The organism is Streptomyces sp. NPDC007905 (assembly GCF_042959345.1).
Taxonomy (GTDB): Bacteria; Actinomycetota; Actinomycetes; order Streptomycetales; family Streptomycetaceae; genus Streptomyces.
Genome location: NZ_JBIBKS010000021.1, coordinates 58,101 through 70,058, shown reverse-complemented (window position 1 = coordinate 70,058; position 11,958 = coordinate 58,101). Strand labels below are relative to the sequence as shown.

The 11,958-nt window shown below is 71.6% G+C and carries 11 protein-coding genes; 2 read left to right on the top strand and 9 right to left on the bottom strand.

Annotated features, from left to right (window positions below; all coding sequences use genetic code 11):
- Window positions 1-73: 73 nt before the first annotated feature.
- From ACFZDC_RS31490 to ACFZDC_RS31460, 7 genes are read right to left on the bottom strand one after another with little or no spacing between them, the layout of a single operon-like run.
- A complete protein-coding gene (locus ACFZDC_RS31490) occupies window positions 74-1,102 on the bottom strand; it encodes an NAD(P)-dependent oxidoreductase (RefSeq protein ID WP_391329189.1) in 1,029 nt (342 codons plus the stop codon).
- Window positions 1,099-2,172, bottom strand: a complete 1,074-nt coding sequence (locus ACFZDC_RS31485; protein ID WP_391329188.1) for an ATP-binding cassette domain-containing protein — start codon at window positions 2,170-2,172, stop codon at window positions 1,099-1,101. The genes ACFZDC_RS31490 and ACFZDC_RS31485 overlap by 4 nt, the downstream gene beginning before the upstream one ends.
- Window positions 2,150-2,974 (bottom strand): DeoR family transcriptional regulator, encoded by an 825-nt coding sequence (locus tag ACFZDC_RS31480; RefSeq protein WP_391329187.1) that lies wholly within the window; start codon window positions 2,972-2,974, stop codon window positions 2,150-2,152. Before ACFZDC_RS31480 ends, ACFZDC_RS31485 begins: the two co-directional genes overlap by 23 nt.
- On the bottom strand, window positions 2,974-4,065 hold the full coding sequence (locus ACFZDC_RS31475) for an ATP-binding cassette domain-containing protein (protein WP_391329186.1): 1,092 nt from the start codon (window positions 4,063-4,065) through the stop codon (window positions 2,974-2,976). The genes ACFZDC_RS31480 and ACFZDC_RS31475 overlap by 1 nt, the downstream gene beginning before the upstream one ends.
- Window positions 4,062-4,892: an ABC transporter permease subunit gene (locus ACFZDC_RS31470; RefSeq protein ID WP_391329185.1), complete on the bottom strand. Its 831-nt coding sequence runs from the start codon at window positions 4,890-4,892 to the stop codon at window positions 4,062-4,064. The genes ACFZDC_RS31475 and ACFZDC_RS31470 overlap by 4 nt, the downstream gene beginning before the upstream one ends.
- Entirely contained in the window at window positions 4,889-5,770 is an 882-nt protein-coding gene (locus ACFZDC_RS31465) for an ABC transporter permease subunit (protein WP_391329184.1), read from the bottom strand. The genes ACFZDC_RS31470 and ACFZDC_RS31465 overlap by 4 nt, the downstream gene beginning before the upstream one ends.
- A gap of 5 nt (window positions 5,771-5,775) precedes the next feature.
- Complete coding sequence (locus ACFZDC_RS31460) at window positions 5,776-7,212, bottom strand: extracellular solute-binding protein (RefSeq protein ID WP_391329183.1); 1,437 nt, start codon at window positions 7,210-7,212, stop codon at window positions 5,776-5,778.
- Between the two features lie 179 nt (window positions 7,213-7,391).
- Between ACFZDC_RS31460 and ACFZDC_RS31455 the strand changes: the two genes are divergently transcribed.
- Window positions 7,392-8,834: an FGGY-family carbohydrate kinase gene (locus tag ACFZDC_RS31455; RefSeq protein WP_391329182.1), complete on the top strand. Its 1,443-nt coding sequence runs from the start codon at window positions 7,392-7,394 to the stop codon at window positions 8,832-8,834.
- A complete protein-coding gene (locus ACFZDC_RS31450; protein WP_391329181.1) occupies window positions 8,831-9,439 on the top strand; it encodes a histidine phosphatase family protein in 609 nt (202 codons plus the stop codon). Before ACFZDC_RS31455 ends, ACFZDC_RS31450 begins: the two co-directional genes overlap by 4 nt.
- 114 nt (window positions 9,440-9,553) lie before the next feature.
- On the opposite strand, the gene ACFZDC_RS31445 is transcribed toward ACFZDC_RS31450, so the two are convergent.
- Both ACFZDC_RS31445 and ACFZDC_RS31440 read right to left on the bottom strand, forming a co-directional pair.
- The gene (locus ACFZDC_RS31445) at window positions 9,554-10,939 is read right to left on the bottom strand and encodes an amino acid permease (protein WP_391329180.1); all 1,386 of its coding nucleotides are present in this window, start codon (window positions 10,937-10,939) and stop codon (window positions 9,554-9,556) included.
- Window positions 10,940-11,060: 121 nt separating this feature from the next.
- Window positions 11,061-11,951, bottom strand: a complete 891-nt coding sequence (locus ACFZDC_RS31440) for a TauD/TfdA family dioxygenase (protein WP_391329179.1) — start codon at window positions 11,949-11,951, stop codon at window positions 11,061-11,063.
- Window positions 11,952-11,958 lie beyond the last annotated feature (7 nt).

Genomic DNA, 11,958 nt, shown 5'->3' with positions numbered 1-11,958 from the left:
TCGGTTCGTTCGCCCCCTTCGGCTCTCTCACGGCCGACGTGTCGGCACACGCACCCCCGGACGGCCGTCACCGTCAGGTCAGACAGTGCGCGAGCGGCTCCCCGCGCACCCAGCGCCCCACCTCGGCGGCGGCGATCCGCGCGGCCTTCTCCGCCACCGCCCGGCTGGCCCCGCCCAGGTGCGGGGTCAACACCACCCGGTCGGCCAGTGCGGGCAGCCGGGACTCCGCCGGGAGCGGTTCGCGGGCGTAGGTGTCCAGGGCCGCTGCCGCGAGCCGTCCGTTCTCCAGCGCCTCGCACAGCGCCTCCTCGTCCAGCAGCGGACCCCGTGCCGCGTTCACCACCACCGCGCCGGCCGGCAGCAGGGCCAGCTCGCGGGCGCCGATCAGCCCGCGGGTCTCGGCCGTGAGCCGGGCGTGCAGGGTGATCACGTTCGAGCGGCGCAGAAGGTCGTCGAGCGCGGTCACGCGCAGCCCGTGCACCTCCCCGCGCACGTAGGGGTCGTACACCATCACCCGCGCCCCGAAGGCGCACAGCACCCGCGCCACCCGGCTGCCGACCGCGCCGTAGCCGACGAGGCCGACCGGCAGGTCCTCCAGCTCCAGGCCGCTGTGTGCGTAGGTGTAGTACGCCGACCCGGCCCAACTCCCCTGCCGGGCGAGGAGGTCGTGGGCCTGGGGGATGCGGCGCAGGGCCGCGAGGAGCAGGCCGACGGTGAACTCGGCGGTGGCGGCGGCGTTGCGTCCGGGTGCGAAGCACACCCGGACGTCGTGCCGCCGGGCCGCGTCCAGGTTGACGTTGACCGGTCCGCCCCGGCAGACCACGACCAGCCGCAGCCGCGGGCAGGCGCCGAGGACGCGTTCGGTGACCGGGCCCATCTGCGTGACCAGGACCTGCGCTTCCGCGAGCGCCTCGATGAGGTCGTCCTCGGCGTCGCTGGCCTCGCTCACCTCGGCGACCGGCCCGAAGGGTTCGAGCGGCCAGCCGAGGGTCAGTTCACCCACCTCGCAGGCTCCTTCCACTTCCCGGCCGACCGCTTCCGCGATCAGCGACGGCAGGACGAAGTGGTCGCCGGCGGCCACCACACGCACGCTGGAGGTCATCGCAGGGAGTCTCCCGTCTCGGCGTCGAAGACATGGGTGGGTCCGGCCGCCACCCGGACCTGCTCGTCGTGCGCGAGGCGCACCTCGGGCCCGGTGAGCACCACCAGGTGCCGTTCCACCCCGTCGAGGGCGAGGGTGGCGATGCCCGACTCCAGCAGGGGCTCGTGCGCCACCACCCGGGCGGGGATGCCGTCGGCGCCCGTGAGGGTCAGGTCCTCGGGGCGGATGCCGACCACCACGGGCCGGTCCTGAGCCACCGGCACCGGCAGCGCGATCCGCACCCCCGCGGACAGCCGGGCGTGGCCGTCGGCGGTCGCGACGCCGGGCAGCAGGTTGATCGCGGGCTCCCCGACGAAGTCGGCGACGAAGGCGGTGGCGGGCCTGTCGTAGATCTCGTAGGGGGTGCCGAGCTGCCGGATCACCCCGTCCTTCATCACGGCGATCCGGTCGGCCAGGGACAGGGCCTCCTCCTGGTCGTGCGTGACCAGAATCGTGGTGTGCCCCAAGTCCCGCTGAATCCGCTTGAGTTCACGGCGGGTGGTGTCGCGCTGGGCCGCGTCCAGATGGGACAGCGGCTCGTCCAGGAGGAGGACGTCCGGCTCCCGGATCAGTGCCCGGGCCAGGGACACGCGCTGCTTGTGCCCACTGGACAGCCCCGCCGGGCGGGCGTCGAGGACGTCGGTGAGGCCGACCCGCTCGGCGATCTCGGCGACCTTGCGGCAGACGTCTCCCCGCAGGCCCCTGCGGCGGCCCCTCAGCCCGAACGCCAGGTTCTCCGCGACCGTCAGCGGCGGATACAGCGCGTAGTTCTCGAAGGCGACCCCGATGTTGCGTTGCCGGGCCGGACGGCCGACCACCGAGGCGCCCCCGACCAGGATGTCCCCGCCGGTCACCGCCTCCAGGCCCGCGATCATCCGCAGCGTGGTGGACTTGCCGCAGCCCGACGGGCCCAGCAGCCCCAGCAGCTCGCCGGACCTCAGGCTCAGATCGAGACCCCGGACCGCCTCCACCGCCGGGCGGCCCCGCGACCGGTAGGTCTTGCGCAGCTCACGCAGCTCCAGCGCGGTCATCGCCCTCCCTCGGATCGGTGGCGCACACCTCGTAGCGCACCTTGTGCTCGTCCAGGTCGCGCAGCGCCTCCGGGGACGCCCCGTCGTCCACCAGCAGCAGGTCGAAGCGGGAGAGCGGGGCGACCCGGTGCAGGGCGACCCGGCCCAGCTTGGTGTGGTCGACCAGCAGCACGTTGCGGGCGGCCGCGTCGAGCATCGCCCGTTTCACGGAGACGATGTGCTGCTCCTGGTGGTAGGCGTAGCCGCCGTGCACGCCCGAGGTCGAGGCGAAGCACACGTCCACCCGCAGCTGTTCGACCGCCTCCACGCAGGACACCCCGAGGAAGGAGGAGTGCAGCCGGTCGTAGTCGCCGCCGAGGGCCATCAGATGGATGCCCCGCTGGTCGGCGAGGAGGTTGACCGCCTCGAGGAAGTTGGTGACGACCGTGAGCGGGGTGATCTCGCCGAGGCGGAGCCGGCGCGCTATCTCCAGGGTGGAGGTGGAGTCGTCGAGGAGGATCGCCATACCGGGCTCTATGTGGTGCAGCGCGTGCTCGGCGAGCGCGGCCTTCTGCGGGCGCATGGTCTTCAGCCGGTACTGCACGTTCGACTCGAACACCCCGGACGGCTGCGCGGTCACCCCACCCCGGAACTTGCGTACGACACCCTGCCGTTCGAGTTCGTCCAGGTCCCGGTGGATGGTCATCAGGCTCACCCCGAACCGCTCGGCCAGCTCGGCCGCCGTGGCCGAACCCTCGGCCAGGACGAGTTCGGCCATGGCGGCCTGCCGGGCCGCGGGTCCCTGCTGTGCACCACTGCTCATCACGTGCTCTTCCCGATCCGTCGTCCTGGGCGCTCAGGCCGGTCGGCCTCGAACACCAGCAGGCTCTCAGGGCGGACGGCCGGGCGGACCGGTTCGTCGGGACGCAGCCCGGCCGCCTCGCTCCGGGGCACGACGAGCGCCAGGTGCTGCGCGCCGACCCGCACCGTGACCTCGACCGACCGCCCGAGCACCTCGGTGACGTAGACGGTTCCGGTGAGCCGGTGGCCGTCCCCGGTCAGGGAGACGTCCCGGGGACGCAGGCCGACCAGAACCTCACTGCCGGCGCTGACCCGCACCGGCAGCGGCAGTTCGACCACGCCGTCCACCGAACGGAAGGTCCCGCTCTCGGTGACCGTCCCCGGCAGCAGGTTGACGCGGGGCCGTCCGAAGGCCCGCGCGACCTCGGTGTCGCAGGGCCGGTACCAGATGTCCTCCCGGGTGCCGGTCTGCACGATCCGCCCGTCCCGGATGACCCCGATCCGGTCCCCGAGCGCCAGCGCCTCGACGGAGTCGTGGGTGACGTACAGGGTGGTGGTCCGCCGGACGGCACCGATCGCCTTCAGTTCGGCCCGCATCTGCTGGCGCAGCTTGGCGTCCAGGTGGGAGAGGGGCTCGTCGAGCAGGAAGGCACGGGCCGGGCGGACCAGCACCCGGCCGAGGGCGACCCGCTGCCGCTGCCCGTTGGACAACTGCCCCACCGACCGTTCCAGCAGAGCGTGGACGCCGAGCAGTTCGGCGACGGCGCGGACCCGGTCGCGGGCCTCGGCGGACGGCAGCCGGTGTCTGGGAGAGCGCAGGGGCGAGACGAGGTTGTCGTACACGGACCGGTGCGGGTAGAGGGCGTAGCTCTCGAAGCACATGGCCACGCCCCGGTCGTACGGCTCCACGTCCCGCACGTCCCGGCCGTCGATCTCGACGGTCCCGGAGTCGGGCCGCTCCAGACCGGCGACGGTCTTCAGCGTCGTGGTCTTGCCCGCGCCGGAGGGCCCGAGCAGACAGAAGAACTCCCCCTCGTCGACCTCCAGTTCGACACCGTCGAGGGCCGTCGTCCTCCCGTACGCCTTGCGGACGTCCCGCAGCGCGATGCTCACGACTTCACCGCCCCGAACGACAGGCCGCGCACCAGGTACCGCTGGATGGTCAGCGCCAGCAGCAGCGGCGGTACGACCGAGACCAGCGCGGCCGCCGCCGTGAGGTTGTACCTGGGCCGGTCGCCGCCGAGGAAGGACAGCGCGCCCACGGTCACCGTCTGCGCCGAGCTGGAGGTGAGGATGAGCGGGAACACGAAGTTGTTCCAGGCGAAGATGAACGCCAGCAGGGACACGGCCGCGATGCCCGGCTTCACCAGCGGCAGGGCCACCTTGAAGAACGCCTGCTTGCGGGAGTAGCCGTCCAGGAGGGCCGCCTGCTCCAGCTCCGGTGTCAGATCGGCGAAGTACGAGCGCATGATCCACACCACCAGCGGCAGGGTGACCAGCTGCAGCACCCACACCATGCCGACGTAGGTGTCGAACAGTCCCAGCTTCTGGTAGAGCACGAACAGCGGGATGATCACGGTGAGTTCGGGCGCGAACCGGAACGACAGCAGCATGAACATCAGGTTCTCCGCGCCCCGGAACCGCCAGCGCGCCGAGGCGTACGCGGCCGGCAGACCGACCACCAGCGAGAGCGCCACGGCACCCACCGACACCACCAGGCTGTTGACGAAGAACCGCACGAAGGGGATGCCCTCGCTGTCGCCCAGCACGGTCCGGTAGGAGCCCAGGGCCGGGGTGAAGGAGAAGTACGTGCTGAAGAGCTGGTCGGCGGGCTTGAGGGACAGGATCACCATCCAGGCGATCGGGAAGAGCGCGAACACGAAGTAGAGGACGAGGGCGGCATCGGCGAGCCACCCCGACAGACGCTTTCGGTGTGTCACGTGACCTCGGCCGCCTTCCGCTGGATCCGCCCCAGATGCCGGACGAGCACCATCGCGGCCAGGTACACCACGGCCCACAGCACGATCGTGTAGCTGATCCCGAAGGAGTACCGCTGGAAGCGGATCGCCTCCAGATAGGCCCGGATCTGTAGGACCACCGTGGAGTCGCCCGGTCCGCCCTCGGTCAGGGCGTAGATGATGTCGAAGACCTTCAGCGAGTCCATGAACCGGAAGATCACCGCGACCAGGACGTACGGCCACAGCATCGGCAGGGTCAGCCGCCGGAAGGTGTACCACCGGCCGGCCCCGTCCACGGCCGCCGCCTCGAAGGGGGAGGTGGGCAGCGACCGCAGTCCGGCCAGCGCCAGAATCGCCACGAACGGGGTGTAGACCCAGACGTCCACGGCGATCGACGACAGCAGGGCGCCCGTCGGCGTGTCCGTCCACTGCACCCCGCCGAGCCCGACGGGCTTCAGCAGGTGGTCGACCACCCCCACCGACGGCTGGAGCATCAGCTTCCACATGATCGCCGCGATCACCGGGGCGATCATCAGGGGCAGGATCAGGATCTTCTCCAGGATCCGGCCGACCAGGGACGACCGGTGCAGCAGCAGGGCGACCGCGACGCCGAGCACGGTCTCCACGGAGGCCGCGCCGACCGCGTACAGCACGGTCACCCAGGCCGAGTTCCAGAAGGCGTCCTGCGTGAAGACCGTCTCGTAGTTGTGCAGGCGGACCATGTCCGGCTGCGGCTTGCTCGCCGAGAAGTCGAAGAGGGTGTAGTACAGGCCGAGTGCGAAGGGGTAGAGGATCCCACAGGTCAGCAGCAGCGCCGGAACGATGAGGAGGTACGGGCGAAGAGCGAGTCGCCGGCCCATGTCCCTCAGTCCACCTTGGACTTGAGATCGCTCGCCAGCCCGTTCAGCACGGACCGCGCGTCCTTGCCGCCGTAGATCTCCTGGAGGGCCGCGGCCCAGCTGGTGGTGGCGTCGAAGAACTGGGCCTGCGGGGTGAACTGGATCTTCGTCTGGTCCACGACCGTCTCGAAGGTCTCCAGAAATCCCGGCAGATGCCTCATCCTGTCCTTGTAGGCGGCGTCCTGGCTGACCGACTTCCGCACCGGATCGATATGGTGGTAGGTGACGGCCCCCTTGCGCAGGTGCTCCTTACCGGTGGCCCACTGCAGGAACAGCCAAGCGGCGCTCTTTCGCTTGCTCCTGGCGTTCATGCCGAGCGACCAGATCCACATGTTGGTGGCGAGCGAGCCGCCCGGCCCCTTGGGCCCGGGATGGAAGGCGATCCTCCCGGAGGCCGGACTGGCCCCCCGCACCGCCTGGAAGTAGGCGGCCGTGTCCGCGTCGAACAGCATCCCGGCCTTCTTGGCGCCGAGGTCGCTGGAGCACTGGTACCAGGTGTACGACGTCCAGGACGGCGGCCCGCCCCGCTTGACCATGCGGGCCCAGTCCTCGGTGAAGGCGACCGCCTTCGGGCTGTTCATGGCCGGCGTGAGCGTGCCGTTCTCGACGGTGAAGTCGTGCAGCCCGTTGCGGGCGTACGTGGTCATGAACCCGGGGTGGATGGTGGCCCAGCTCCTCGATCCCCGTACGGCGATCCCGTACATCCCGTCGAACCCGGCCCCGGGAGCCTTCCTCTTGATCACGCCCGCCAGCTCGCGCAGCTCGTCGAAGGTCTCCGCGGGCTTCAGCCCCAGCCTGCCGAACACCTCCGTGTTGTAGGCGAGCACGTTGGTCTCCCAGCCCCAGGGCAACGCGTACTGCCCGCCCCGGCCCAGTGGTGCGCCGGCCTTCAGCGACCACTGGTCGGCCTGGAGGAGGTTCGGGAAGAAGTCGGCCTGGTCCCATTCGTCCCCGGTGGCCGAGGAGTTGCGCATCCAGGGGCCGAGGTCCTCCAGCCAGCCCGGGGGCCCGTACTGCCAGACCATGTAGGCGCCGAGCATGAAGACGTCGTAGGAGGCGTGCCCGCTGGACAGGTCGACGGTGAGCTTGTCGAAGTAGTTGTCCTCGGGGAAGACGTCGTACTGCACCTTGATGCCGGTCTTCTCGGTGAAGGACTTCAGGTCGGCGATCAGGGCGTCCGTGTACGGGTGCTTGTTGAGCAGCGCCTTGACCGTGGTGCCCTTCTCCCGCTTCCAGTCGAAGGCGCCGGTGACGTCGTCCGCGGCCGAACCACCGCCCTTGCCGTCGTCGTTGCCGCCGAAGCCGGTTCCGCAGGCGGAGAGCAGCGGGGCCGCGGCGGTGGCGGCGGTGAGGGCTCCCGTGAGGGCGAGGAAGCGTCGGCGGTCGTGCACGTGCCTGTCCATCCGTGACCTCCGTCGGTGGGGCGGTGGGGTCGGGCGGGTTAACACGGTGAGTCGACTCGACAACAGAGGGTGTAACGGCGACGGATGCTCGTCAATCCCTTGTGCACGCGGAAATCAGGGGGAAATCTCAGAAGCACGTGGGAACTTCACAGGGTCGATCGCGAAGTGCGGGAGGCGGGATGGCGTTGGGGTGGCTCGGAATCGACCTCGGTACCCAAGGAGTGCGCGCCCTGTTCGTGACGGCCGACGGCAGCGTCCTGGGCAGCGGTGCGGCACCCCTCGGGCGCGGGCGGCGCGAGGGGGTGCGGCACGTGCAGGACCCGGGGGAGTGGTGGGAGGCGGTGTGCGCGGCCTGCCGACGTGCGCGCGACGGGGTACGCATGGGGGTGGGCGGGCTCGCGGTGTGCGGGACCTCCGGGACCGTGCTGCTCACGGATGACACCGGCCGCCCGATGAGCCCCGCGCTGATGTACGACGACCGGCGGGCGGCGGCCGAGGCGGGACGGCTGCGGTCGGCGGGGCTGGCCGTGCAGGACACGTGGGCGCTGCCGAAGGTGAGGTGGCTCGTCGACCGGTACGGCTCGGGCCGGGTGGCGCACCAGCCCGACCTGGTCAACGCCCGGCTCGTCGGCCGGACGGTACCCGCTGATTCCAGCCACGCCCTGAAGACGGCGTACGACGTGGAGCGCGAGCGCTGGCCGGACATCACCGGGCTCCCCGAGGGCGTCCTCCCGGACGTCGTACGGCCCGGCACCCGGCTCGGCGAGGTCTGTGCGGCGGCCGCGGAGGCCACCGGCATCCCGGCCGGCACCCCGGTCATCGCGGGCATGACGGACGGCTGCGCGGCCCAGATCGCCTCGGGGGCGCTGCGCAAGGGCGCCTGGAACGCGGTGCTCGGGACCACCCTCGTGCTGAAAGGAGCCGCCGCCGAGCCGGTCCGCGACCCCACCGGCGTGCTCTACAACCACCGGGCGCCGGACGGCACCTGGCTGCCCGGCGGGGCCTCCAGCGTCGGCGCCGGGGTCCTCAACGCCCGCTTCCCGGGCGCGGACCCGGCCACGCTGGACGCCCGCGCCGCCGCGTTCGAGCCCTCGAACGCGGTCGCCTACCCCCTCGTCTCCCCGGGTGAACGCTTCCCCTTCCACGCCCCCCGCGCCACCGCCCTCCTCCTCGGTGCCCCGGAGTCGGACGCCGACCTGTGGGCGGCCCTCCTGCAGGGCGTGGCCTTCACCGAACGCCTCTGCCTGGACTACCTGCACCACCTGGGCGCCCGCCTGGACGGCCCCCTCGCCTTCACCGGCGGGGCGGCCCGCAGCACCTACTGGACGCAGCTCCGCGCGGACATCCTCGGCCGCCGGGCCCGAGTGCCGGAGCAGACGCAACCCGCCCTGGGCATGGCGGCGCTGGCCGCGTACGGCACGGGGACGGACCCCACGCTCGCGGCGGCCGCCGAGCGCATGGTCCGCCTCGGTACCACGGTCGACCCACGCCCGGACCGCACCGCCCGCTTCATGGAGGGGTACGCCCGCCTGGTGGGCGAGCTGGAGTCCAGGGGCTGGCTGCCGGGAGCGGTGGCGGCACATGCGCGGGCGCGTATCGACCGGGATACTTCGGGCGCATGAGTACGTCCCTCCTCCTCGCCCGTCACGGCCAGACCCTCTGGCACGCCGAGAACCGGTACGCGGGGGTGAGCGACGTCGGTCTCACCGACACCGGGCGCGCCCAGGCCGAGGCGCTGGGCCGCTGGGCCGCCGCCCACCCCGTGGACGCGATCTGGACCTCGCCCCTGTCCAGGGCGGTGGTCACCGCCGAGCCCGCCTGCCGTGCGCTCGGCCTCACCCCGCACCGCGAAGGCGACCTGCGCGAGTGCGACTTCGGAGTGGTGGAGGGGCGTACGCTCGCCGAGTTCGAGGCGGAGCACCCGCGGGCGGCGCAGGCCTTCCGGGACGACCCGGTCGCCCACCCCTTCCCCGGTGCCGAGGACCCTCGCGCGGCCCTCGAGCGCGGGACCGCCGCCCTGCGCCGGATCGCCGCCGCCCACCCCGGTGAGCGGGTCCTGGTCGTGGCCCACAACACCCTGCTCCGGCTGGTGCTGTGCTCCCTGCTGCACATCCCGGCCGGGCAATACCGCCGTGTCCTGCCCAAGCTGCGCAACGCGGCGGTGAGCGAGATCCGCATCAACGGGGACGACACGGCACTGCTCTCGCTCAACGTGCCGTGCGAGTAGGGGCGGCCGCTGAGCGGCTCGTACGCCGGCACGTCCCAGAAGCAATAATTACCGGGAGCAACGCGAAGGCCCCCACGTGTCGTACGTGGGGGCCTGGAACCCGGAGTGCCGGGGTCAGCGCCTGGCGCGCGCCCGCTGCCACGCGTACCCGACCGCCGCCAGGAACAGCGTCATCCCGCCGGTCGAGTAGAGCTGGACGCGGGTGCCCGGCTCCCGGGCCATGAGTGCGAAGATCGCCGCCATGCCGGCCAGGGCGACCCAGGTGAGGAACGGGAACGCCCACATCCGGACCACCAGCTTCTGCGGCGCCTCCCGTTCCACCCGGCGGCGCAGCAGCAGCTGGGAGACCGCGATGAAGATCCAGACGACCAGGATCACCGCGCCGATCATGTTCAGCAGCCAGGGGAAGACGTCGTTCGGCCGCCAGTAGCTGAGCAGGACGCAGACGAACCCGAAGACCGAGGAGGTGAGGACCGCAGCACGCGGCACCCCGCCGGAGACCTTCGCCAGGACCTTCGGGCCCTGCCCCCGCTCCACCAGCGAGTAGGCGATGCGCGAGGAGCCGTAGATGTTGGCGTTCATCGCGGAGAGCAGGGCGACCAGGATCACCACGTTCATCAGCTGATCGGCGCCGGGGATGCCGATCCGCTGCAGGGCGGCGACGTAGGGGCCGTCCGTCACGACCGCCTTCGCGTCCCACGGCACCAGGGTCACGATGACGGCCATCGAGCCGATGTAGAACAGGGCGATCCGCCACATCGCGGTGCGCACGGCGCTCGCCACTCCCTTGACCGGGTCAGGGGACTCGGCCGCCGCGATCGTGACCGTCTCCAGACCGCCGTAGGCGAAGACCGAGGCCAGCAGGCCGATGACCAGGCCCTCGCTGCCGTGGGGCAGGAAGTCGGTCAGGTTCGAGGCGCCGGGGGAGCGGGTGCCGGGCAGCACGCCGGCGATCGCCAGCACGCCGAGGACCAGGAACAGGCTGATCGCGCCCACCTTCAGTGCCGCGAACCAGAACTCGAACTCGCCGAAGTTCTTCACCGCGGCCAGGTTCGCGCCGCAGAAGATCACCATGAACAGCGCGACCCAGGCCCACTGCGGGGTGCCCGGCAGCCAGCCCTGGACGATGTGCGCCGCGCCGATGCCCTCCAGGCCGACCGCCGTGCACAGCAGCACCCAGAAGGACCAGCCCGCGGCGAAGCCGGCCCACGGGCCGATGGCCCGCTCGGCGTGCGCGGAGAACGAACCCGAGGACGGGTACGCCGCCGACATCTCGCCCAGCATCCGCATCACCAGCATGACCAGGAGACCGGAGACGGCGTACGCGATGACGATGGACGGACCGGCGGCGGCGATACCCGCGCCGGAGCCGACGAACAGGCCCGCGCCGATCACACCGCCGAGGGCGATCATCGACAGGTGGCGCTGCTTGAGACCGTGGGAGAGGGAGGCGCCCGCCCGCTGCTGCGGGGGCGTCTGCGTGGTGGTGCTGTTGGGCATGGCGCGGCTCGTCCCGTGCGTTGGATGGGCAAAATCGCCCCACAGTCTGGGCGGCCCGTCCGCTCACGCGGAGGGGCCGCCCACTATCCGGACGCACACTGTACGGAAGGTGAGACTCCGGTTACGCGGCGACCGGCGTGTAGTGCGACGCGTCGCCCTCGATCGAGTAGCTCTCCTTGCCCTCGATGCCCACCGGCACGTCACCGGCGACGGTCACCCGGTGCAGTCGGCGCGGCTGTCCGTCGTAGTTGTCGATGGCGTAGTGCTGGGTGATCCGGTTGTCGAAGAGGACCAGCTGGTTCTCCGACCAGCGGTGGCGCAGGATGTTCTCCGGGCGGGTGACGTACGACTGGAGCAGGTCGAGGACCTTGCGGGACTCGCCCACCGACAGGCCGACGATCCGCTGCGCGAACCCGCCGATGAACAGCCCGCGCTCGCCGGTCAGCGGGTGGACGCGGACCACCGGGTGGGCCGTGCGGTACGTGATCGACGTGAACTGGGCGCGCTGGGCGGCCTTCTCCTCGTCGACCTCCTCGTCCGGCACCGCGTAGTCGTAGTCGTTGGTGTGCTCCGCCCACAGGGTGTCGGCCAGGCGGCGCAGCGGCTCGGGCAGGTCGCGGTAGGCGGCCGCGGCGTTGGCGATCAGGGTCTCGCCGCCGTACGGCGGGACGGTGACCGAGCGCAGGGTGCTGGCCTGAGGCGGGTTGAGGACGAAGGTGACGTCGGTGTGCCAGTGGTTGGCGCGGCCGCGCTCGCTGTCCACGGGCAGCACGTTCGGGGCGCCGTCGACGGCGCCGACCGTCGGGTGGGCGGTGGTGAGGTCGCCGAGGTGGCGGACGAAGGCCTGCTGACCCGCGTCGTCCAGGTTCACGTCGTCGAAGACCAGCGCCTTGTGGAGGTTCAGGGCCTCCCGGATCGCGGCGACCTGCTCCGGGGCGAGCGGCCGGGAGATGTCGACGCCGGAGACCCGGGCGCCGATGCGCGCGGTGAGCTTGGAGATCTCGAGGGACATGTTCGGG

What these genes read in the sequence shown, in the direction of transcription:
- ACFZDC_RS31490 (WP_391329189.1), bottom strand. Translation starts at nt 1,102, where the DNA reads ATGACCTCCAGCGTGCGTGTGGTGGCCGCCGGCGACCACTTCGTCCTG.
- ACFZDC_RS31485 (WP_391329188.1), bottom strand. Translation starts at nt 2,172, where the DNA reads ATGACCGCGCTGGAGCTGCGTGAGCTGCGCAAGACCTACCGGTCGCGG.
- ACFZDC_RS31480 (WP_391329187.1), bottom strand. Translation starts at nt 2,974, where the DNA reads ATGAGCAGTGGTGCACAGCAGGGACCCGCGGCCCGGCAGGCCGCCATG.
- ACFZDC_RS31465 (WP_391329184.1), bottom strand. Translation starts at nt 5,770, where the DNA reads ATGGGCCGGCGACTCGCTCTTCGCCCGTACCTCCTCATCGTTCCGGCG.
- ACFZDC_RS31460 (WP_391329183.1), bottom strand. Translation starts at nt 7,212, where the DNA reads ATGGACAGGCACGTGCACGACCGCCGACGCTTCCTCGCCCTCACGGGA.
- ACFZDC_RS31455 (WP_391329182.1), top strand. Translation starts at nt 7,392, where the DNA reads ATGGCGTTGGGGTGGCTCGGAATCGACCTCGGTACCCAAGGAGTGCGC.
- ACFZDC_RS31450 (WP_391329181.1), top strand. Translation starts at nt 8,831, where the DNA reads ATGAGTACGTCCCTCCTCCTCGCCCGTCACGGCCAGACCCTCTGGCAC.
- ACFZDC_RS31445 (WP_391329180.1), bottom strand. Translation starts at nt 10,939, where the DNA reads ATGCCCAACAGCACCACCACGCAGACGCCCCCGCAGCAGCGGGCGGGC.
- ACFZDC_RS31440 (WP_391329179.1), bottom strand. Translation starts at nt 11,951, where the DNA reads ATGTCCCTCGAGATCTCCAAGCTCACCGCGCGCATCGGCGCCCGGGTC.